The organism is Brevibacillus ginsengisoli (genome assembly GCF_050113715.1).
In the GTDB taxonomy this organism is placed as follows: domain Bacteria; phylum Bacillota; class Bacilli; order Brevibacillales; family Brevibacillaceae; genus Brevibacillus_H; species Brevibacillus_H ginsengisoli.
This window is the reverse complement of sequence record NZ_JBNJQR010000008.1, coordinates 184,178-204,753: the sequence shown is the minus strand read 5'-3', so window position 1 is coordinate 204,753 and position 20,576 is coordinate 184,178. Positions and strand designations below refer to the sequence as shown.

The 20,576-nt window shown below is 45.7% G+C and carries 22 protein-coding genes and 1 riboswitch; of the genes, 17 read left to right on the top strand and 5 right to left on the bottom strand.

Going from position 1 to position 20,576, the window contains the following annotated elements; translation table 11 throughout:
• The first annotated feature begins 12 nt into the window (after positions 1–12).
• On the top strand, positions 13–702 hold the full coding sequence (locus ACQCN2_RS17260) for an MBL fold metallo-hydrolase (protein ID WP_426930186.1): 690 nt from the start codon (positions 13–15) through the stop codon (positions 700–702).
• Positions 703–713: 11 nt separating this feature from the next.
• On the opposite strand, the gene ACQCN2_RS17255 is transcribed toward ACQCN2_RS17260, so the two are convergent.
• Positions 714–1,406 (bottom strand): tetratricopeptide repeat protein, encoded by a 693-nt coding sequence (locus ACQCN2_RS17255; protein WP_426930185.1) that lies wholly within the window; start codon positions 1,404–1,406, stop codon positions 714–716.
• A gap of 188 nt (positions 1,407–1,594) precedes the next feature.
• On the opposite strand from ACQCN2_RS17255, the gene ACQCN2_RS17250 reads away from it, so the two are divergent.
• The 5 genes from ACQCN2_RS17250 (at position 1,595) to ACQCN2_RS17230 (ending at position 5,637) form a co-directional block, all read left to right on the top strand.
• Positions 1,595–2,005 carry a FixH family protein gene (locus tag ACQCN2_RS17250; protein ID WP_426930184.1) on the top strand — a complete coding sequence of 137 codons (411 nt, stop codon included), beginning with the start codon at positions 1,595–1,597 and terminating at the stop codon, positions 2,003–2,005.
• 134 nt (positions 2,006–2,139) lie between these two features.
• A complete protein-coding gene (locus tag ACQCN2_RS17245; RefSeq protein WP_426930183.1) occupies positions 2,140–3,669 on the top strand; it encodes a fumarate hydratase in 1,530 nt (509 codons plus the stop codon).
• 148 nt (positions 3,670–3,817) lie between these two features.
• Entirely contained in the window at positions 3,818–4,114 is a 297-nt protein-coding gene (locus ACQCN2_RS17240) for a LysM peptidoglycan-binding domain-containing protein (protein ID WP_426930182.1), read from the top strand.
• 386 nt (positions 4,115–4,500) lie between these two features.
• The gene (locus tag ACQCN2_RS17235; RefSeq protein ID WP_426930181.1) at positions 4,501–5,295 is read left to right on the top strand and encodes a carbon-nitrogen family hydrolase; all 795 of its coding nucleotides are present in this window, start codon (positions 4,501–4,503) and stop codon (positions 5,293–5,295) included.
• A 129-nt stretch (positions 5,296–5,424) separates the two neighbouring features.
• Complete coding sequence (locus tag ACQCN2_RS17230) at positions 5,425–5,637, top strand: hypothetical protein (protein WP_426930180.1); 213 nt, start codon at positions 5,425–5,427, stop codon at positions 5,635–5,637.
• A gap of 271 nt (positions 5,638–5,908) precedes the next feature.
• Here ACQCN2_RS17230 and ACQCN2_RS17225 read toward each other — a convergent pair whose 3' ends face one another.
• Both ACQCN2_RS17225 and yfkAB read right to left on the bottom strand, forming a co-directional pair.
• Positions 5,909–6,154, bottom strand: coding sequence for an alpha/beta-type small acid-soluble spore protein (locus ACQCN2_RS17225; protein WP_426930179.1), 246 nt, complete (start codon positions 6,152–6,154; stop codon positions 5,909–5,911).
• A 34-nt stretch (positions 6,155–6,188) separates the two neighbouring features.
• The gene (yfkAB, locus tag ACQCN2_RS17220; protein WP_426930178.1) at positions 6,189–7,304 is read right to left on the bottom strand and encodes a radical SAM/CxCxxxxC motif protein YfkAB; all 1,116 of its coding nucleotides are present in this window, start codon (positions 7,302–7,304) and stop codon (positions 6,189–6,191) included.
• A 78-nt stretch (positions 7,305–7,382) separates the two neighbouring features.
• On the opposite strand from yfkAB, the gene ACQCN2_RS17215 reads away from it, so the two are divergent.
• Both ACQCN2_RS17215 and ACQCN2_RS17210 read left to right on the top strand, forming a co-directional pair.
• Complete coding sequence (locus tag ACQCN2_RS17215; protein WP_426930177.1) at positions 7,383–8,021, top strand: DUF1385 domain-containing protein; 639 nt, start codon at positions 7,383–7,385, stop codon at positions 8,019–8,021.
• Between the two features lie 13 nt (positions 8,022–8,034).
• On the top strand, positions 8,035–8,298 hold the full coding sequence (locus ACQCN2_RS17210; protein ID WP_426930176.1) for a hypothetical protein: 264 nt from the start codon (positions 8,035–8,037) through the stop codon (positions 8,296–8,298).
• Between the two features lie 122 nt (positions 8,299–8,420).
• Here the strand turns inward: ACQCN2_RS17210 and ACQCN2_RS17205 are convergent, their stop codons facing one another.
• Positions 8,421–8,750 carry a hypothetical protein gene (locus ACQCN2_RS17205; protein WP_426930175.1) on the bottom strand — a complete coding sequence of 110 codons (330 nt, stop codon included), beginning with the start codon at positions 8,748–8,750 and terminating at the stop codon, positions 8,421–8,423.
• 167 nt (positions 8,751–8,917) lie between these two features.
• A riboswitch (cobalamin riboswitch) is annotated at positions 8,918–9,110 on the top strand.
• 146 nt (positions 9,111–9,256) lie between these two features.
• Here ACQCN2_RS17205 and ACQCN2_RS17200 point away from each other — a divergent pair.
• From ACQCN2_RS17200 to ACQCN2_RS17170, 7 genes are all read left to right on the top strand, one after another.
• The gene (locus tag ACQCN2_RS17200; RefSeq protein ID WP_426930174.1) at positions 9,257–10,585 is read left to right on the top strand and encodes a prenyltransferase/squalene oxidase repeat-containing protein; all 1,329 of its coding nucleotides are present in this window, start codon (positions 9,257–9,259) and stop codon (positions 10,583–10,585) included.
• A 12-nt stretch (positions 10,586–10,597) separates the two neighbouring features.
• Positions 10,598–12,790 carry an S-layer homology domain-containing protein gene (locus ACQCN2_RS17195; RefSeq protein ID WP_426930173.1) on the top strand — a complete coding sequence of 731 codons (2,193 nt, stop codon included), beginning with the start codon at positions 10,598–10,600 and terminating at the stop codon, positions 12,788–12,790.
• A 93-nt stretch (positions 12,791–12,883) separates the two neighbouring features.
• The gene (locus ACQCN2_RS17190; RefSeq protein ID WP_426930172.1) at positions 12,884–13,867 is read left to right on the top strand and encodes a prenyltransferase/squalene oxidase repeat-containing protein; all 984 of its coding nucleotides are present in this window, start codon (positions 12,884–12,886) and stop codon (positions 13,865–13,867) included.
• Positions 13,868–13,976: 109 nt separating this feature from the next.
• Positions 13,977–15,080, top strand: coding sequence for a DUF4430 domain-containing protein (locus ACQCN2_RS17185; protein WP_426930171.1), 1,104 nt, complete (start codon positions 13,977–13,979; stop codon positions 15,078–15,080).
• Positions 15,077–15,733 carry an ECF transporter S component gene (locus ACQCN2_RS17180; RefSeq protein WP_426930170.1) on the top strand — a complete coding sequence of 219 codons (657 nt, stop codon included), beginning with the start codon at positions 15,077–15,079 and terminating at the stop codon, positions 15,731–15,733. Before ACQCN2_RS17185 ends, ACQCN2_RS17180 begins: the two co-directional genes overlap by 4 nt.
• Positions 15,730–16,638: an energy-coupling factor transporter transmembrane component T family protein gene (locus ACQCN2_RS17175; protein WP_426930169.1), complete on the top strand. Its 909-nt coding sequence runs from the start codon at positions 15,730–15,732 to the stop codon at positions 16,636–16,638. Before ACQCN2_RS17180 ends, ACQCN2_RS17175 begins: the two co-directional genes overlap by 4 nt.
• Positions 16,619–18,211 (top strand): ABC transporter ATP-binding protein, encoded by a 1,593-nt coding sequence (locus tag ACQCN2_RS17170; RefSeq protein ID WP_426930168.1) that lies wholly within the window; start codon positions 16,619–16,621, stop codon positions 18,209–18,211. Before ACQCN2_RS17175 ends, ACQCN2_RS17170 begins: the two co-directional genes overlap by 20 nt.
• Positions 18,212–18,493: 282 nt before the next feature.
• Here the strand turns inward: ACQCN2_RS17170 and ACQCN2_RS17165 are convergent, their stop codons facing one another.
• Entirely contained in the window at positions 18,494–19,078 is a 585-nt protein-coding gene (locus tag ACQCN2_RS17165; protein ID WP_426930167.1) for a hypothetical protein, read from the bottom strand.
• A gap of 370 nt (positions 19,079–19,448) precedes the next feature.
• Between ACQCN2_RS17165 and ACQCN2_RS17160 the strand changes: the two genes are divergently transcribed.
• Complete coding sequence (locus tag ACQCN2_RS17160) at positions 19,449–19,871, top strand: hypothetical protein (RefSeq protein ID WP_426930166.1); 423 nt, start codon at positions 19,449–19,451, stop codon at positions 19,869–19,871.
• Between the two features lie 45 nt (positions 19,872–19,916).
• Entirely contained in the window at positions 19,917–20,363 is a 447-nt protein-coding gene (locus ACQCN2_RS17155; RefSeq protein WP_426930165.1) for a hypothetical protein, read from the top strand.
• The last annotated feature ends 213 nt before the right edge of the window (positions 20,364–20,576 follow it).

Here is a 20,576-nt window from a genome sequence, read left to right as displayed (position 1 = left end):
GCGGATAGTTCGTTGACGCATCGTACAGTCCAAATTGCCCCCAATGTCTGGTCAGTCATTACCTATGAAGAATCCTGGAAAAGTTACATCAACAACTATGTGATCAAAAACAAGGATCAATTTTTGTTGATTGACACCAACTTGCGAAAGCATCGAAATCAATTTCAGCAAGAACTCCAATACTTGGGAGCGGTCGCGGACAGAATTGAACAGGTCTATTGCACACATCGTCATCCTGATCATATCGGGAATGTGGAACTCTTTTCTTCTCGGAATAACTGGATTCATCTTCATGATTATTACGAGCTTGACGATTTTTCGCAAACACTTTTCGGACATACATTTACAGGTTCTAGCGGGGAAGTTCCGTACTTGGAGTATCAACTGCTGCCGACGCATACGAGAGGTTCCGTCGCTTTTTTTGAACCCATGAACAAAATCTGTTTTGTGGGAGATCACCTCTGTTTTTATGGAGCTCCATTAGGGGAAGGTTTTGGGTATGAAGCGGGGGCGAGAACTTCTTATTTGTCTTCAATTGAGGAATGGAAAACGCGCGAGCCGCATCAGGTGGATGGGTTTGCCAAAGGACTTGAAGCTTTTCTGCGTTGGCCAATTGAAGTTTTGGCAACAGGGCATGGCCCCATTCTTCAAGGGGATATTCCAATTTTCTTGAAGCAAGTGTTAAAACAATTAATTTCCTAAGAAAAAAAGCCTCATCCAGCTTGTGTGGAAGAGGCTTTTGTCCATTCTTGCAAACGCTTGTCAATTTCACCTTGATTTAAATGCATAATGTTCATGTAGTTTTTGATGGCGAGCTGTTTCATATGAGTAACAGCCTGCTGATAGTCTCCCTTGGCCGCTTCAATTTCCGCCTGACAGATGAGACGCAGTTCTTCTTTCAACTTCTTGGTTGCCACCAACTGATAGGCCTCCACCGCACCTTGCACATCACCCAAGCGGGCATGGGCACAAACGATAATCCCTAAAGCGCTGATCAGCTTATTGTCCCGTTCATAGACGTGAAAAGCGATCTCTAATGCCTCTGTGTAACGTCCGCAGTAGAAGTAAACAGCCGATAAGTTGTAAAACAAATAATGCATCATCGCTTGATTGAACAAAGAGGGAGTATCCTTGCAGACATTCAAGCCTTGCGCAATGAATTTCTCCGCTTGCAAGTAGTTCCCGGACAGTATTTCAACCGTGGATTTATCCAGAAAAGCCACAGGGAGCGTCTTGTTCTTTTTAAAGGAGGCTTGAAGCGGACGCATCCGCCAAGAGGCGTTACGTTTAAAAAAGGAGCTCATGTATTGATAGCGGAATGGCCAATGCAAGCGGGCAAACAAAACGATCAACACAACAGAAATTCCGCTTATAACCGAGATTGAATTCAAGTCCAATAGTTCCAAAGATAGCGCACATCCTTTCTCCAAAATCGGACAGACGTAGCTTCATCTTAGCATAGCTGTATCGATTTCGAATAGTAGGACGATTGGACAAGTCGAATTGTTACATCATTGTCGTTGGAAGTATCTAGTTGATTCTGATAAGCTACAGGTAGTATCTAGGGGACAATGGAATAGGAGTGAAAGGCTTCATGAGAACGATCTGTATGATGATCCTTCTGGTGATCATGGGAGTTTTGGCCGGATGCGGTGGCCAATCTCAGGAAGGAAGCGTGCAGCAGGGTGAATATTTTAGCGTTAGTCTAGAGCCTGCTGTCAGTCCGGTTCCTACTGGACAAGAAGTGAAGTATACCGTTCAAGTGACGCATGAGGGTGAGGTCGTCACCAAAGCACAAGTCCAAGTTGCGCTTGAGATGAAAGAGATGGATCATGGCAAAAATGAGTTTGCGTTAAAAGAAGTTCAGCCAGGTGTGTATGAAGGCAAAGCCGTACTACCCATGTCGGGCACATGGCAAGCCTATATTCGGATAGCCAAAGACGGCAAAAGTGAAACCATACCGGCAACGTTTGAAGCGGTAGGTGAGATGGTCAAGAGCAAATAAACTTGCAATTCTGAAGGCTAATGTTATTTTTGAACAGAATGTGAACGATAAAGTCACATCTGTAAGAGGGTTATGTTATAATAGATTTCGTTCATTAATAGACCTTAAATAGTAAAGTAAGGGGCGACCTTGGCATGGAAAAGTTTAAAGATAGTATTTTAGAGCTGATTATCGAAACTTCAACCAACCTACCACCAGATGTTCGTCATGCAATTAACCAGGCAAAACAAAAAGAAGACGCAGGAACTCGTTCCGCACTCTCTCTTTCCACCATTGCCTTAAATATTACGATGGCTGAAGAAAACGTGTCTCCAATCTGCCAGGACACAGGAATGCCTACGTTTGAAATCAAAACCCCAGTGGGCGCTAACCAACTTGTCATGAAAAAAGCAATCTTGGAAGCGGTTGCTGAAGCGACCAAATTGGGTAAATTACGTCCAAATTCCGTAGATTCCCTTACTGGTGAAAACTCCGGGAACAATATCGGGGCAGGAACACCTGTCATTCACTTTGAACAGTGGGAAAAAGACGAAATAGAAGTGAAGCTGATCCTCAAAGGTGGGGGCTGTGAAAACAAAAACATTCAATACTCTCTTCCAGCTGAGTTGGAAGGTTTAGGTAAAGCGGGCCGTGACCTAGATGGTATTCGCAAATGCATCCTGCATGCTGTTTACCAAGCGCAAGGTCAAGGCTGTAGCGCAGGCTTTATCGGTGTTGGTATTGGTGGCGACCGCACTTCCGGTTACGCTTTGGCGAAGCATCAATTGTTCCGTCGTGCTGATGATACGAATCCAAATTCTGAGTTGGTTAAACTTGAAGAGTACATCATGGACAAAGCCAACGATCTCGGTATTGGTACCATGGGCTTCGGAGGAAATACAACTCTCTTGGGTTGCAAAATTGGTGTAGAAAACCGTTTGCCAGCAAGCTTCTTCGTATCCGTTGCCTACAACTGCTGGGCGTTCCGTCGCCAAGGTGTCCACATTGATGCGCAAACTGGCGATATCATCAACTACTTGTATAAAGATGAAGTGGTTGTCATGGATCAAAGCAAATCGGAAGCGGAAGGTGCATCCGAACGTCGTGAGGTTGTATTGGAAGCGCCAATCACCGAGGAGCAAATTCGCAGCTTGAAAGTTGGAGACGTTGTCATCATCAATGGAATGATGCACACAGGTCGCGATGCTTTTCACAAATACATGATGGATCATGACTGTCCAGTGGATTTGAATGGTGGGGTTATCTACCACTGCGGACCTGTTATGCTTAAAGATGATGCAGGCGAATGGCACGTGAAAGCAGCAGGACCAACCACTAGTATTCGCGAGGAGCCTTACCAAGGAGATATCCTCAAGAAATTCGGTCTCCGCGCGGTTATCGGAAAAGGCGGTATGGGCGCAAAAACACTCAAAGCCTTGGAAGAGCATGGTGCCGTTTATCTGAACGCTATCGGCGGAGCAGCACAGTACTATGCGGATTGTATGGAAAAAGTAGAAGGTGTTGACTTCATGGAATTTGGTGTTCCAGAAGCCATGTGGCACCTTCGCGTAAAAGGATTTGCCGCGATCGTAACAATGGATTCTCATGGCAACAGCTTGCACGCTGACGTTGAGAAAAACTCCAAAGATAAATTGGCTCAATTTGCTGAACCTGTTTTTAAATAAACACAGTTTGTTTCCAATAGCCCTCTGCTTCCTGATCGGGAGACAGGGGGCCTTTGTCTAATTTCGGACAGATTGGGTTCTTGTTGATTTCCTCCATAGATGTTTAGGAATAGGTTAGTAGCGAATCTATACACTGGAGGGAGAAAACATGAACTACGTAGTTCGACCTGGTGATACATTGATCGGAATTGCGACTCAATTTGGTGTTCCATGGACAGAAATTGTTCGTGTCAATAACTTGCAGCCACCCTATTCGTTATATGTAGGTCAAAGGCTGTTCATTCCGGGTGTTAGGCCAACACCAACACCACCAATAGCCCCAGCCCCTGGAAACGTCGAGCGCCGATTAGATCGCTTGGAACGCCGTGTCGATCGTCTGGAAACTCGTGTGGACGATTTAAACAGGAGAGTAACCAGACTCGAAGGCCCAAGACCACGTTCATAAGAGGAAATGGAGGAGGATGACAGTGTCAGCCTCCTTTTTTTTATATTATCAGAAAGTTTAATCGCTTTACAGTGGTAAAGTGATTAAACTGATCCATTCGCGTAAGCCCTCCAAGAAAAGATTTCGTCTGCTTACAGCTCATTTTAAGCGAAACAAAGCGGAGAGAAAGTAGGAAGGAAAAGAGTCGGCATTCTTTTTCAACAGTGAGAAGCGAAGTGATTTTCTTGTCGACTCCCTTCCGTAGTGAACGGAGCGGACAGTAGATACTACGAGCGAGCTTAAACAGAGCGAAAAGGGACGAAGTCTTTTCTTACTTGTCAATTGTCCTTTACAGGAATAGGATAAAGAAAAGTACTTTGTAGGAATGGAAGAGAGTGAGGGAAAGCATGGTGACGAAATGGAATGTGGCCATCTTGCAGATGGACGTGGTTCATGGAAGTCCAGCTCAAAACCGTCATAAGATTGCGCAATTGGTAGATTCAATCGAGCAATCGAAACGAAGCATCGATGTATTGCTGCTGCCTGAGCTATGGGATACTTCGTATGATTTGAAGCGACTGGATGAGATTGCGGATACGCAAGAAGCGCAGCAGTTTCTTGCTGAGACGGCAAAAAGACTGAATTGTTTTGTAATCGGCGGGTCCGTCGCCGAGCAACGCGAGGATCAGGTGTACAACACAACCTATGTGTTTGACCGCAATGGTCATCTCGTCGGTGATTATTCCAAGGTCCATCTTTTTCGTTTGATGAATGAGGATCAATACTTGGGAGCTGGCGAAAAAGCGGGATTGTATGAATTAGAAGATCAGCAGGTCGGTTCCGTTATCTGCTATGATATTCGGTTTCCGGAATGGATTCGTACATATGCGCTCAAAGGTGCCAAGGTTCTGTTCGTTCCAGCCCAGTGGCCGAACCCGCGGCTAAATCATTGGCGCCAGTTGTTGATCGCGCGGGCAATTGAGAATCAGATGTATGTCGTTGCCTGTAACCGTGTAGGTGTTGAAGGCAAAAGCAGCTTTTTTGGACACTCGCTGGTCATTGATCCATGGGGGGAAGTCATAGCGGAAGGATCGGATCAGGAAGAGATACTTTATGCCCAGCTTGATCTCTCGCTCGTGGATAAAGTGAGAGGGAGAATCCCCGTCTTTCATGATCGCAGAACCAGTCTTTATGAACTTTAGAAATGCTAAACTGCCGTCTAGACGGAAAACCTGATAAATTGGGCGATCTGGTTATTCAAAAACATCTCTCCATGTCTCTTCTTTCCGCATACGGTGTGTATAGAGAGAAGGAATCGGGAGGTGATGCTCATGGTACGGATTAACCAGAATATCCGTCATCATTTTGAAGGGATACGCGGCAAAGTGGGGCAATTTCGAGAGCTGGCCGAAACAATTGACACCGTGTTTGACTCTTTCCATAGAATGAACAGACTGGGTAAGGATATGTTCGGCAACATCATCAATCCGCCGATGCCAGATGATTTCCAGGATCCGTTTAAGGATAAACGAAAGCGAAAGTGAATTCGTATTAAAGCAAAAAGACCGGGGACTAATCCTCGGTCTTTCGTTTTGATTCATTTTCTTTTTTCTAGTTTCTTTTTTTTAGTTTCTAACCCGCTCAAGAAAAGAGTTCGTCCACTTAAAGCCTCCTTGGAAGTGATACCAAGCGGAGGGAACGGAGAAACGGAAAAGAGTCGCCACCCAACCCCGCAGGGGCGCGAAGCGTTTGGCGACTCCGTTTCGCAGTGAGCGGAGCGTACATTTCTACATCCATGCGAACTTCCACAGAGCTTTAAGGGACGAACTCTTTTCTCGCTGCCCGAATCATCTCTTTCACCATGCTGCCTCCTAGCTTGCCGCCTATTCGTCCAGCGTCATGGGAAGTCAGATTTCCGTTATAGCCATGTTGCAGGGGAATGTTTAACTCTGAAGCCACCTCGTATTTGGCTTGTTCAGGATCGGATACGTTTTGCAACCGCGCTTTCAGCTGATCAAGACCAGTTCGCGCGCCAGGGATTAATGGTTTGTTGCGACTCATTGGGATCGCCACCTCCAACCATTAGTCTAACCAGCTAGATGAGGGCGGATCGGAGTTTAAAATTGGTATCTGAATAGTACGTATTGGCAACGAGCACATTAGGCCCTGCACATCCGGCGGAAGGGCAATAGCAATTAAGCTTGTTGCACAAATCCGATTGTTGCCAGGTTGCGTGCAAATCATCCAGTCGATGATCCTTCACGTTCCCGATTGGCGCTACATCACCGAAATCGGTTACGATAACCTCACCCGTAAACATGTTGACATTCAAGCGATTTCGTCCATCTGGATCGTTGCGGAGGGTCACATTCTTTGCTTCACGGAGTCGTTTGATGATTGCTTGGTCCTCTGGCAACGGATTGCATGCGTAGAAGGGGAGCGTTCCAAACAACATCCAAAGCTCTTCATCGCGTACGTCCAGCATATGATGAACAGCCGTACGAAGCTCATCCAGTGACAACAGCTTCATATCACGGGCAAAATCACTGGCGTACATCGGATGAACCTCATGACGTTTGCATCCCAGCTCGCGAATTAAATCATGGATCTCCTTCAGGTGCTTGTGCGTTCGGATGTTGATCATGGTTTCCGCGGAGACAAATACGCCCGCTTCCACTAACTTTCGTGTATTCTCTAACATATTGCCAAAAAGAGTTTCCGCCTGTTTTAATGAAACTGTTTGCTGAGCTTTCGCGTAGACTATATTGTAGAACTCTTCAGCATTTCGCCAGTTCATGGAGATGTGCATCACGTCTATGTATGGAAGAACTTCCTCATATCGCGAAAATGGCATGGTCATATTCGAATTGATCTGTGTGCGAAGGCCGCGTTCACTCGCATAGCGAAGAAGAGGAGCGATTGCCTCTTTCACGGTACGTTCACTAAACATCGGCTCGCCGCCTGTTATACTGATGGTGAGCAGGTCACGTGCTTCATCCAACCTTTTCAACAACAGATCCATCGGCAGAGCTAGACCGTCCTGAAAGCTAAGTGTATCACCCACAGCGCAATGCTCACACCGCAGATTGCACTGGTTGGTTACGGTAAATTCAATACTGGTTAGCTTATATTGTGGAGGCTTAGCCTTAAATAGTGGTTCCCATGGGTCATAGGAAGGTGTTAACGGAGTAGTTGGAACGAGACGAATCATAGGGGAAAACCTCCTTAAACATGCAAATAATACCTAACCATTATAGCGGGGAAAACGGAGAAGGAGAATGAATTTTTTATGATAGCAGGAATCTCTTTTGGCCGTGGTGTATTTTTTCACAATCGAAAAGTATTGGCTTGTGCAGAAGTTAAACGCGGCGTGATTCATGTCTGGGCTGAACCGATCACGTTTCGAACGCTTTGGAAAATGTGGATGCGAATCCTGTTTTCGATTCCCTGGTATTATCAGCTGTTTCATCTTTTGCTCTTGGCGGGGATTTGGTGGTATGACTTCAATCCACTGTGGCTTGTCGTTTATGGAGCAGGATTTCATTTTGTTTTTCCGAAGCAATTGAAGCAGTTTCATGGTGCGGAGCATAAGGTGTTCAGTTATTCTGGAGAGAAAAACATGGAGGCATTGCTCGAAATTCAGCAGGCATCTATTGTAAACGCAGGCTGTTCAACCAATTACGTCACGTACTTTTTTGTCAGTTGTCTCTTGACTTGCTGGTTCCATTCATTGGTGCTCACAGTCGGGATTGGAATTCTCAGTATGCTGGCAGGAATGATCGGGGAAAAATATGCTCGGCGGTATATGAAACCACTCTTTGCTCTTTCTGGATGGTTGCAGCAATATGTGACAACGAAAGAGCCAGATCGAATTCACCTAGAAACGGCAATCCGCTCGTATCGATTGTTCCAGCATTATCAAACGTAAGGGATCGATTCTGATGGGTGCGAATAAGTATAGTTACCTGATGATTGCCCTGGTTGGATTGGGGCTGTTGTTTCAAGTGTATGGGGTCGCGTTTGATTTTATTAACGAGCGCGGACGGGGGATGCTGCTGGGGAAGCTGTCCACATTGTCCCTGGGGTTCTTTGTCCTTGTGTTGGGGGTGTGGCTCTATCGGGAGAAACGGGATTTCATCTCAGGTATCTTCCTGGTCGCCTGTACGACAGGTTTTGTTTCGCTTGTGGTAAAAGTCTTCATCTAGCCATTCAAATATAAAGCTTCTAAACGAAGTCCTCGTAAAGAAAACACCGATGATTCAGCAAACGCTGTTCATCGGTGTTTCTACTTTATTCCGTCTCTTTTGTATGGTTTCCCTTGTGTTCCTTATTTCTCTTTTGAAGTCGCCATGAATGGGTTCGTTGCCGAGAATGTGCTGAAGGAAGATTTAAGTAAATCCTGTACATTCTTTTGAAAGTTGATTTGAAGTTCACGCGTTTCTTTCACGAAGGCTTCAAGCTTATCAATGTTGGCTTTGCGAACTTCTTCGGACTGAGTAATCAGGTCTTTGGCTTGCGATTGTGCTTGCTCTTGCAGGAAGCTGACGAAACCAGCTGTTGTCAGGGCGGTGTTGAAGATTGTTTCATTAGCAGCTTGGAAAACTTGGAAGGTTGCTTGCAGCAATTGTTCTTGTGCCTGTTGATTCGTTTGGCTCATTACAAATACCTCCTAGGTTCATCTGCCATACATGTGAACTGGACAGATAGTTATTAATTGCTCCTATGTGTAATTTACACCTATATGGCATATGCTGTCAATTGCATTTTCTAACATATTTTTCTTGTCCTCACTAGCTAGGTGTGATAGCATTTTGATTGGTAATTACATAATGTTTTTGTTTTGGTGACGACTTTTTGTCGTTGAAAAGGGAAAGTGGTGCAATTCCACTACAGCCCCCGCTACTGTAATCACAGACGTCTCTGATCAGAATCTAGGCCACTGAATTCAAATTCGGGAAGGCAAGATCAGAGGCATTGACGTGTAAGTCAGGAGACCTGCCAAAATGAGCAAGCTTACTTTTGCGGTGCGGACAGAAGGGCTAGCGTTATTCTCCTATTCATACAATCCAGTGGAATGAGAGTGTAATCGTTCGCTAAATATCCCTCTACCCATCGCGTGGTAGGGGGATTTATTTTATTTTTTATTAGAGAGGGGAACGTTACATGTTCGCAAGTGTTCAGTCATGGAGACAACGTTGGACGTGGGGTTTAATCATTACTTTGCTTTTCGCGAGTGTATTGCAGGTTCAACCAGCGAAAGCAGCATCTGGTTTAGAGAAAAACGTGCTTGACGGATTGAAAAAAACAGTCAAATTCTATGCCAAAAGCAATCATAAATATGAATTCGGAGGCTTTGACTGGGAGCTAATCGGTCTGGCTGCGGCAGGAGAGAAACTTGAAACGCGGAAATGGCAGGACAAGAACAATAAAACGGCCATCGACTACTGGGCAAGCGCAATCAAAGACAAGAAAGAACCTGGAGTGATTGCACAAATTGCGATTGGTCTGATGAAAAATGGATATGATCCTACCAATTTTAATGGAGATAATCTGTTGAAGCGCATTGCTAATTCGCAAGACGAGAACGGCAAAATGGGGGATGATCAATATACGATCTACAACCAAGTACTCTCCATTATCGCGCTTGAAATGTACGGATATCCGTATGACCGCGAAAAGGCAACACAATATTTGTTGAAACGTTATGACAAGTTTGAAGGGCTTGACAATATCGCCTTCACGTTAAACGCACTGCCGTTCCTTGAGGATCAACCTGGCGTAAAAGAATTGAAAAAATCAATCGTGCAGAAATTGACCAAAGAGCAGCAGGCTGATGGGTCATTTATCGCTTGGGGCAATGAAAGTGTAGATACGACCATTCAAGTGTTGATTGGCTTGACTTCTACTGGAACTGACGTGATTGGTTCTCCGTGGGATAAGAGCGTAAAATATGTTCTGGCTGATCAGACAGGTGATGGCGGCTTCCAAAGCCCATATTCAAACGGCAAATCAGATACGATGACAACAGAGAACGCCTTGATCGCTTTGGCCACTGTCAATGAAGGAGATTCCTTGTTCCAAACGTTGACCGACAAAGAAAAAGCTTCACTGAAGGCTTATATCTCAGCCGTTGATCTGTCCGAACAGATAAAAGTATACGATGGCCTCAAAAACTATTTAGCTGGCAAAGATGTGAAGCAAGTAGGCAATACCTTCAGCATCAGCGGAAAAGAACTGATGGTTCGAGTAAACGTTGAAGATGCGATCAAACAAGACAAACCACTTGCCATCTTGATCAAAGCGATGAAAGGTTCCCAGGTTGTCGATACAGCTGTGGTAGAATCCACTTCCGCAACAGCCCAACAAATGGCCGCTAGTCTGAAACTGGACAGCAGTGGTACGTATAACGTCGAAATTAATTACTGGTATGGCTTATCCGATAAACCCGAAGTAGCGAAAGAGAGTACCGTGTTTGTTGTTTCGGTGAAGTAGGAGTGAACGGGAATGAAGAATAAATGGCTATTGTGGCTGACGTGCGCGCTTCTTTTCTTCTCTGGGTGGACATCTTACGCAGGTGCAGGCTTGGCTCTAGAGTCAGAATCCTCCATTCAGGTTGCCGTACATAATGAGAAGCTTACCATTACGGGAAAAACTGACCTACATGACCCACTTTGGGTTCCGTTAATGGTTCAGGATGCGGCTGGACAAATACTTTACTTTCAAGATGTATCCGGAGCGGGTAAACCGTTCGAGATTGAAGTGGAGATTCCTTCTTGGGCGGCATACGGAACAGCCGAGGCCGTTCTCTATTCAACAGTGATCGCTCGTGATCGCTTCTCCATTGAGAAAAATCAGGGTGGAAAAAGTAAAATGAACGTTTCCGTTCGCATAGCAGCAGCGGGTGGAGACGAGATTCTCAAGTGGAAAACCTTTTCGGTAAGTAAGCAGTCTTCCGTCTACAATCTTTTGCGGGTAGCGGCCGAGGAAAATGGGTTCGATTACGAGGTTCGAGATCCGGAAAATGATGGTGAGCAGGTCTACTTGATTGGCATTGACGGCTTGAAGGAGTTTGACAAAGGCCCTGGCTCCGGCTGGGTTTACAAGGTAAATGGGACAGCGCCGCCAACCTCCATGGATCGCTGTATTTTGCAGCCAGGCGATAAGGTTGAGTTTTTATATACGACTGACCTTGGTGTATCCGAAAATGCCGGATCAGGAAATTCCAGCATAGGCAGTTCGTATGAGGTGGATTCCTCTCAGAATGTAAGCTCGGCTATCAGCCAATTGGAGTTAGCCGAAGACGTGAACAGCATTGTCTCAATCACGAAAAAACTGCTTTGGGATCTGTCCGATTACTCCATCGAGAAGCAGAAAACATATGTGGCGGACGTCGGCGTCTTTTTGCAAGCGGCTTATGAGCATGCCGCCAAGCTCCAAGTGAAAAAGAGCGAAGTGACCAAGCCGCTTGATCCAGATTATCAAGAACTCACAGGGCTCAAGGTAAAGGAAGCGCTACAAGAACAGGATGAACTCAAGCAGAAACTCGAGGAGCTGTTAGAGGACTCCACCTTGTATAAGTCATTGCTTCAACAACTGAAGCCGGTTCTCTTGGTGCCGTATCCGACGAACTCCGCATCGCAAGTCATGAAGCTGTATGTTGATCGTGACGCGCGAGATAGAATACGCGACGCTCACGCGAGTATCGCCATGGTGAAGGGCGATCTGCGGGCAAATCTTCAATTGCGTCCAGAAGAGCCATCGAGCAAAGAAACCATGTGGTTCAGCGTCAGATCCTATAGCGATCAGGAACAAACGGCCCAATTTGATGAGTGGCAAAAAGCAACGAATACCGAGCTAGCTCCATTAACGGGAAGTTACCGTGTAGAAGCGTCACATCCAGACACAGCTTCAATTGAACTAAAATTGCCGATTACAGGTGCTTTGGATGACACGGGATGGCCGACACTGTTTCAACGTGATCAGACGAATAAGCAGTGGACTCCTGTTATCAAGAAGCTGCATTATACGAAACAACGCATCATGACGCCACTTAAGTTCGGGACGGATCTTGTGGTCGTCAATGAAACCCATGAGTTTGAAGACGTGCATTCACTGGATAACACCAAAAACAACGTTCAAGAAGCGATCGCCGCTCTCTATGGTTGGGGAATTGTCCAAGGCACCTCAACAGACAATTTTGGCGTGAACCAGCCGTTGACGCGTGCAGAGTTCTTCGCCATGTTGAAACGGATGACAGAATCTCGAATGCCTTCGGATGAGGAAAAAGCAACTTCGTCCCTTGTAAATAGCCAAACGGCGCCAGTCTTTCAGGATGTTCCTGCGAACAGCTGGTATGCGCCTGTGGTCAAATACGCTGTACAAAAGGGTTGGGCCTCCGGGCGTGGCAAGCAGCTGTTTGCTCCACAAGCGCCAATGACACGCTCAGAAGTAGCGGTTTTGCTTACTCGACTGTATGAGACGGACACTCATTCGGAAGATCTGAAGGCAGAGATGATGAAGGATGAGCGGGAGATTCCTACTTGGGCGTCACACGGTGTGAGAGTGGCTGCCGCTCATCAATGGCTGACGAGTGATGCAAATGGGAACATCCGGGCGAATGCAAACATTACACGCGGGGAAGCTGCTTATGCTGTCTATCAATATTATTTAACGAAATATCTCGGGGATGACAAGTAGGTGATAACCGCCTACTTTTTTCCCGTTTTATCAACGAGTAACCACCCTGTAGCATTAAGGAGGATAAAAATGAAATCTGAAAGGATGATATCGATGAAATTTAAACGAATCGCAACGGCATGTTTGAGTTTACTTCTTTTCTGGGGTTTTACGCTAAATTCCGCATTCGCGGCAACTGCCTCGCAGGTAGATCAAGCGGTAAGCAAGACCATTACGCATACACATAACGCATATGCCACCAAAGGTCTCTCATCCATCGATGATTGGACGGTTATTGGACTCGCGGTGTCCGGAGAACAAATGATGAGCGGCAAATGGGGAGGCAGCAACTTCAAAGCTGAGCTAATCAAACGAGCGAAGCAATTGGACCCTCGGAAGACAACAGATTATGCCCGGTTTGTTTTGACCGTTATTGCGGCAGGGTATGACCCGAATAATTTTGCGGGGATGAATTTGGTTGCCACCTTGAAGAAATCACAACTGGCGAACGGCAAATTCGCAGACAGTACGACAGGTCAAGGACAAAGCTTGATTAACGCACATATTTGGAGCATTATCGCCCTTTATGCGGCTGGCGAGCCGATCCCTAAAGCCAAACTGGCGAAATCCTGGTTGGTCTCCAAGCAATTGCCAGATGGAAGTTTTCACTTTATGACCGGCATGAAGCAAGGGAGCATCGATATGACGGCAATGGGGCTATTGGCTTATCACGCTTTGGGAATGACCAAAAATGAACAACCCGTAGCCAAAGCGCTTGGATTCCTTAAAGGTGCTCAAGGGATTGATGGGGGCTTTGCCGAGGGTGGTGTATCCAGCGTAGAATCAGACGCGAATGTCGTTTCAGCACTCATCGCGTATCAAGAAGATCCATACCATTGGACCAAAGGCTCACGGAACCTTGTAGATCACATGCTTAGCTTCCAGAAGGCTGATGGTTCCTTCAGCCATACCAAAAATGGCTTTAGCAATAACATTGCCACGGCACAAGCCTTGCTGGGCTTATCTGATCTCAAGCGGAAAGGTACGTATCTTAATATACTTCACCAGAACGCGGTGAATCACAAGCTCGTCCACTAACGATTCAGAATGTCGAGGGTTTGTTCGTAAATCAGAAAGTATATACGTTTCTGATTTACATAAGAGGCTTAGGCAATCGCCGAGTCCTCTAATTGAAGAGGTGAAAGAGATGCGAAAAAAAGAATGGCTTCTGTTAATTCTCGCTGTATTCGTCATTGCGGGTGCGGCATTTGGGTTATATACATATAGAACGGCCCAGGGAGGAAAGGCTCCATCAAGCGCAACTCCTACAACGAATCAGGCAGAAGCTTCACAAGGAGCACAAGCTAAGGAAGAATTGCCAGCAGGAACTCCTTCGGTAAAACTATGGGTGACTCGTGATTTTGGCGCGACGGTTCTATTCAACCAACAAGTGGCCTGGCATGAGGGAGATACCGTGATGGATCTCTTGAAGAAAAATATAACCAATGTAGAAACAGCCTACAATGGCGGGTTTGTACAATCGATTAACGGAATGGCCTCTCAGTATCGGGTAGGGGATGCGAACTCCAAGAAAGTGGATTGGTTTTTTTCCGTAAATGGCTTGATGTCCGACGTGGGGGCCGGCGAATATCCGGTTCATCAAGGGGATACCATCTGGTGGGATTATCACAATTGGGACTATGCGATGAGAGTACCTGCTCAGATCGGAGCATTCCCACATCCGTTTGTTACACGGGTAACAGGTGAGCCATTGAAGGCGCAAATCATGTATGCGGGAAACCAGGAACAAGCCGCTCAGCAGTTGAACGAGAGTCTGTCACAAAAAGTGAACAAGAACACAAAGAATTCACCTGGCAAAGGCTCCACATATTCGGTAAGCAAGTGGAATGAAAAGCTGTTTGAACAAGAGCAGGGTCTGATTCTCATCGGGGATCGTCCGTCGCTAATGGCTTCTCCATTCGTTCAGAAGATGATGAGAGAGCGGGAGGCTTTGGGATTATTTGCTTCGTTTACGGATAAGGGGATCCAGACATACGATTCATCAGGCAAGCCAAGCAAGCTGTTGACTGACGATGGAGACGCTGTGATCCTAGCCACGAAGAATCTCGGGAACGAAATGCCAATCCTCATTGTGACGGGAAACAGTGATGCCGTATTGTCCAAAGCGGTAGAGCAACTGCAGCAGACAGAAAACAGCGAGACTCCATTTCAGTTAATGTATTCGGCTGTCCTCTCAGGCGATCAAGTGATGCGCCTCCCAATGGAGACGAACAAGGGTACTACGCCATGAACTGGGCGCTCTTGATCCTTCTTTTGCTAATTTGTATTTTCTTGCTTTTGCTGATCTGGTTCGAACGGTCTCGAACGGATGAAAAAACAATCGCCGTAATCGCCACGCTCGGTACATTGGCAGCGGTTGCTCGTGTACCCTTTGCGGGGATCCCCAATGTGCAGCCCACCACTTTTATGGTGATGATTAGCGGATACGTCTTCGGGGCGAGAGTCGGGTTTTTGGTTGGATGTCTGGCTGCTGTCCTCTCCAATGTATTTTTGGGGCAGGGACCGTGGACACTTTGGCAAATGTTAAGCTGGGGTCTTGTCGGATCAAGTGGAGGACTTCTCTCCTTTTTGGTTGAGCGAAACCGGGAGAATGAACCGCTTTTGCAAACGAGAGGGAAGACCTTTTTGTTCGTTGCGATCTGTACGCTTTGGGGTTTTTTATTTGACTGGATCATGAATTTGTGGATTTTTACCGGTTACGGTGAGTTTATGAACTGGAAAAGCTTTGTCGTGTTGTACAGTGCGGGACTTGCTTTTGATACGTTTCACGCTGTGGGGAATTTGCTATTTGCAGCGATTTTTGCCCGAACCTTTGCGAGAATTTTGACTCGGTATCATCGGAAGCTGGTGGTTTCACGCTTTACCGAGGAGGTGCAACCGTGATTGGACAGCAGGAATCGAGCTGGCGCAGGGTGCATCCATTCGTGATGGTTGGCTTTATTCTCGTTTATGTTACACTGGCGTTTCTCTGGGAGAACCCGCTGTTTCTCATGGTTCAGCTGCTAGGATTGCTGATTTGGTTCGGAATTGAACAGAAGCTTTCGGCGGTGGCCGCAACCTTTCGTTATGCCGTATGGATTATGCTCCTATTTATGATCGTCAATCCGTTGGTTCAAAGCAATGGGACGCATTTTCTGTGGCGCGGACCGGTTATCCCTGTGATTGGCCGATTGGATTTATCCTTAGAGGAGCTGTTGTATTCCTGGATGGGTGTGCTTCGTCTCTCTGTGATCTTACTCTTGTCGTGCGCTTATCAGTGGTTTGTGGATCATGACCGTTTTTTGTTCTATTTTTCCCGGGTGACCCCACGGTTTGTGATGGCCTCTGTCATGGCGATTCGGCTGTTTCCGTTTATGCGTCAGGAGCTTGAGCGGATTCAGGAGGTCATGTTCACAAGGGGCATCCGTCCTTCAGGTCGAGGGCTGAAGGACAAAATCAAGTACTCCATGATGCTATTAAAGCCACTTCTATATTCCACGATGGAAGGCTCCTGGACGATGGGAGAGAGCTTGTACGCCCGTGGATTCGGAAGTGGACCCAGAACCTTATATCGGGCAAGTGTGATGAAGCAACAGGAGAAGCTGGGCTTGATTTTTATTGGTCTCTTGCTGTTGTTTGGATTGTTTGGCAAGCTGCTGTCTTTTGGCGAGGTGCGGTTTTATCCAAGCTTCAGCTGGAGGGACCCGCTGGGAGATGGATTATTGATTGCAATCTTAACGGGAATAGGCGTGTTTACGTTGATCTGGATGCGGAGGGGAACAATCAACCATGAAGATGTTTCAAACTAAGCAATTATCCTATCAATACCCCGAAGCGGATTCTTGTGCGTTGAATCAAGTGAACGTATCTGTTGAGCAAGGAGAGTTCATTCTTCTTCTGGGCGCAAGCGGGAGCGGCAAATCCACTTTTTTACGTTCGCTCAACGGATTAGTCCCTCGTTTCTATGGCGGCAAGCTGGGGGGACAAGTGGATGTTCGAGGCAAGTCCATTGATGAATGGGCACAGCGGGACATTGTGTCAACAATCGGCTTCGTCAACCAGGACCCCGAGCGGCAGCTGCTTTTGGACAGTGTGGAGCGGGAGATTGTGTTCGGGATGGAGAATCTGGGGACCCCGCAGGAGCAGATGAAGGGACGCTTGGCGGAAATCAGTCATCTGTTCGACTTGCATCACCTTCTTGGACGCCAGACCGCTTCGCTTAGTGGCGGGGAGAAACAATTGATTGCCATGGCAAGTATTCTGACGACCTATCCCGAGGCTCTCTTATTGGATGAGCCAACTTCACAGCTTGATCCCGTTCATGCGGAGACCGTCCTGCATGCCTTGCGACGGTTGAATGAGGAATGGGGAATGACGATTGTATTAAGTGAGCATCGAGTAGAGCGCTGCTTTCACTTGGCGGATCGGATCATTTTGTTTGACCAGGGACAAGTGGTGTTTCAAGGGACTCCGAGGGATTTTGTCGCCCAAAGCGAAGAGCAGCGGACGGAGTGGAGACGATTCATTCCGCCGATTACCCGACATTTCCTGGAGCAAAACCTCGAGGCACAGCCCATCACGGTAAAAGAAGCCCGAAGCTTGCGCAATCCTGCTCTCCTGTCAGGTAATAAAGAGTCGACGGCACAAGAACGAACACCTTCTTCTTGTCAAGCGTTGCTTCAGCTTGACCAAATTAAAGCAGGTTATCATGCGCACACTGCGGTCTTAAATAATCTCAGCTATACGATCCTTTCTGGGGACCGCATTGCGTTATTAGGGGAAAATGGAGCCGGAAAAAGTACGCTAGCCAAAGTCATGTCGCAGGTTGTTTCCATCCAGAGGGGGAGCATGATGTGGGAGGGAGATGAGATTTCTTCTGCATTCACAACCGAAAGCTGGAAGCAAATCGGCTACCTTTCACAAAATCCTAACGATTATCTCTTGCATGATACGATAGAAGACGAGCTTGTGTTTGCGGTTCGTCACGCGAAGTCAGGAGTAGCCATTAACGACCGCGTGGAGGAACTGCTGGAACTATCAGGACTGGGCAAGTATCGCCATCGTCATCCGCACGACTTGAGCGGAGGGGAACGACAGTTGCTTGCGCTAACGTTGGTGCTGGTCAACACACCGAAGCTTCTTCTTTTGGATGAACCGACGCGCGGACTGGATTTGATGCAAAAACAGAAGCTGTCCCAACTACTACATACTCTACCCGTAAATGCATCCCTCGTGATTACGCATGACGTTGAGTTTGCCCAACTGTATGCCAATCGGGTGAGTGTGCTTTATCAGGGGGAAATCGTCGCGGACGGGTCTCCTGATCAGGTATTTGCCAACTCGTTTTCGTATATGCCACAGGTTCATAAGTATTATCGGTAAGAACATACGAATAATATCTATACTTACATGTGAAAAAAGAGCCGAGATGGCTCTTTTTTTTGAACCTTTACGCGCATGAGCGAGGTATTTACGCCTGTCTTAGGTGGTGTAACACGTTATTCGGATGAATCGTCAGAATTGCCCGTTCCTTAATGATAGCCCTTTGTATTCAAGATGAGTTCTATTTCCTTATCTCGTTTAATTTTATTGGTTCCAAAAGAGATGGTTTTTAATGTGGATGGAAGCTTTTGACCAATAAAGGAATCAAAATCAATATTTGTTTTATAGATTCTTAACTCTTTCAAAGAGGACAAAATGTAAGGGTGTTCTACTTATCGAATTCAGTGATAGAAATTCTAAAGCGGAAACATTCCCAATCGCTTCGAGATGTTTGGTTTTTCCGCCTATTTGAAGTGTCTTTAATTTTTCGTATTCACATAAATAGGTAAGATTCAACGCTTTCTTTTCTGTATAGACAGTAAGCGCCCTCAGGTTTTTCAAGTTATCAGAGCTAAGGATTTCTGTATCGAGAAGTTCGTAAATCCCTAAATGAAGGCTTTCCAATTGATCCATCTTCGTCAGGCATTCTGTATGATAAGCGTTTTCCACGCAATCAATTCGAATCGATTTAACATGAGGTATTTTGAGTAGAGTAGAGCAGTCAAACGAATGACCATAAAATCGAACTTCGAGAAGGGCATTATTCCTTGAGCAAAGTGTGTCTATTTCTTCAAGCAGATGGTCATCATATGATTTCCGAGAAAATTGCAGAATAACTGGCTGACCTTTTTTTAAATCTTCCTCGATGAAGTGATGATCAATTTCGAATGGGTTATTGATTCGAGTGGGAATTCCTAAACTAGCCATTGTTTAAGCTCCTGTTTAATCTCATGCCCAAAAGAGCCGAGATGGCTCAATTGGGGAGAGGATGTACTAGATTAATCTTTGCGAATGTTATGTGAGGTATTTTCTTTGGTCTTTGGCGGAGTGGCACGTGATCCTGCAGAAGCAGTCGTTGGGCGTTTTTCGGTGTTGTTATGTTTGGACATACGGTTGTCCCTCCTAGAATGGTGTAGTTACGCCAATAGTTTGTCACCAAGAGAGGTCTATATTCACGAGTAGTTGGAAGGGTTAAGCGAAAATGTTATAATTTGGGGAAGGTTGGTGAGTTATGATGATAAAGATGCTCGCTTTTCTAGGGATAATATTTTCATCTCTTAATGGAGGTCAATCAATAGTGACACAACAGGAGCATCACATTCAAGAAGCGAAACAAGTCAACATTCCGACAATCGATCAACTAAAAGAAATTGCAAAATCGAACAATTTTTCTATAGATGAAACAATGTCACCACTTTCCGAATTTCAATTATATAATCTGGAGAAAAAAAGTGGATTCATCTCTATGATGACAGATGATCATACATTGTTTAGTATTGATATTGCTTTGGGAGGCGATCAGACTGTCGTTTTGGTACTTAGTCAAGTATTAAAGCTGTACGGTTTGCCTGTTTCTCACTTGATCGACGATGTCGCCGTATGCCATACAAACCATAAGAATTTTGTTAGGAACTATACTTATTACTGGGTAGAGTACATACCATCCGACGATAGCCCTGATGTCGTACTAGTTCGATATAGGAAATTTGTAGACGAGTAAAATTTCTCCCGACGTAACAACGCCTTTTTTTCGGGGAGGTTAGCCTTGAACAAACAGATCTGCTTACTGGCTGTTGGTGCAATATTTTTCCTGCTCACTGTGATATTGTTTCCTCGTTCAATCCATCAAGACGAAATCACATTAAGTGATTACTTCCATACTGATTTTTCTGGTGTCACGAGAATTAAAATCAGATACGGTGATGGAAACCAAATCACGGTAGACAATCCCGCTACAATTCGCAACATTCTTCATTCGTTAAAAATGATTCGTCTCCAAAAGATCTCCACCCAGAACTCACCGGCAGCAACTGGTTTCTTATACTATATGGATATCATCAGTAATGATCAAACTTGGCGATACAGCCAATATTTAATACTTTCCAACGGTACCTATCAGTCAATGGAACCTGAATCAACACAACTGGATAAACAAATCTTACAAATTGGTCGAGAACAAATACCTACTCTTCTACCAGGACTAGAAAAATAGACGAAAATGGGGTGTTTCTTTTGCTGTACCATTTCGTAAATTTGAATCCTTTTGCACTCGTATTCGTCTATATGCCGGTCTGTGCTTTTCTGATCGGATTGGTTTGCTCCTACGTTTTTCACAAAAAATATCTCGGTTCGGTTATTTCGTTCTTTTTGCCTTTGCTCTACACAACAACCAACTGGGCTACGTTCACAGGAAACATAGATGCTT

Coding starts and splice junctions, on each gene's coding strand:
- ACQCN2_RS17245 (WP_426930183.1), top strand. CDS start 2,140: ATGGAAAAGTTTAAAGATAGTATTTTAGAGCTGATTATCGAAACTTCA.
- ACQCN2_RS17205 (WP_426930175.1), bottom strand. CDS start 8,750: ATGAGCCAAACGAATCAACAGGCACAAGAACAATTGCTGCAAGCAACC.
- ACQCN2_RS17185 (WP_426930171.1), top strand. CDS start 13,977: ATGCGAAAAAAAGAATGGCTTCTGTTAATTCTCGCTGTATTCGTCATT.
- ACQCN2_RS17250 (WP_426930184.1), top strand. CDS start 1,595: ATGAGAACGATCTGTATGATGATCCTTCTGGTGATCATGGGAGTTTTG.
- ACQCN2_RS17165 (WP_426930167.1), bottom strand. CDS start 19,078: ATGGCTAGTTTAGGAATTCCCACTCGAATCAATAACCCATTCGAAATT.
- yfkAB (WP_426930178.1), bottom strand. CDS start 7,304: ATGATTCGTCTCGTTCCAACTACTCCGTTAACACCTTCCTATGACCCA.
- ACQCN2_RS17225 (WP_426930179.1), bottom strand. CDS start 6,154: ATGAGTCGCAACAAACCATTAATCCCTGGCGCGCGAACTGGTCTTGAT.
- ACQCN2_RS17235 (WP_426930181.1), top strand. CDS start 4,501: ATGGTGACGAAATGGAATGTGGCCATCTTGCAGATGGACGTGGTTCAT.
- ACQCN2_RS17195 (WP_426930173.1), top strand. CDS start 10,598: ATGAAGAATAAATGGCTATTGTGGCTGACGTGCGCGCTTCTTTTCTTC.
- ACQCN2_RS17215 (WP_426930177.1), top strand. CDS start 7,383: ATGATAGCAGGAATCTCTTTTGGCCGTGGTGTATTTTTTCACAATCGA.
- ACQCN2_RS17190 (WP_426930172.1), top strand. CDS start 12,884: ATGAAATTTAAACGAATCGCAACGGCATGTTTGAGTTTACTTCTTTTC.
- ACQCN2_RS17240 (WP_426930182.1), top strand. CDS start 3,818: ATGAACTACGTAGTTCGACCTGGTGATACATTGATCGGAATTGCGACT.
- ACQCN2_RS17230 (WP_426930180.1), top strand. CDS start 5,425: ATGGTACGGATTAACCAGAATATCCGTCATCATTTTGAAGGGATACGC.
- ACQCN2_RS17170 (WP_426930168.1), top strand. CDS start 16,619: ATGAAGATGTTTCAAACTAAGCAATTATCCTATCAATACCCCGAAGCG.
- ACQCN2_RS17200 (WP_426930174.1), top strand. CDS start 9,257: ATGTTCGCAAGTGTTCAGTCATGGAGACAACGTTGGACGTGGGGTTTA.
- ACQCN2_RS17210 (WP_426930176.1), top strand. CDS start 8,035: ATGGGTGCGAATAAGTATAGTTACCTGATGATTGCCCTGGTTGGATTG.
- ACQCN2_RS17180 (WP_426930170.1), top strand. CDS start 15,077: ATGAACTGGGCGCTCTTGATCCTTCTTTTGCTAATTTGTATTTTCTTG.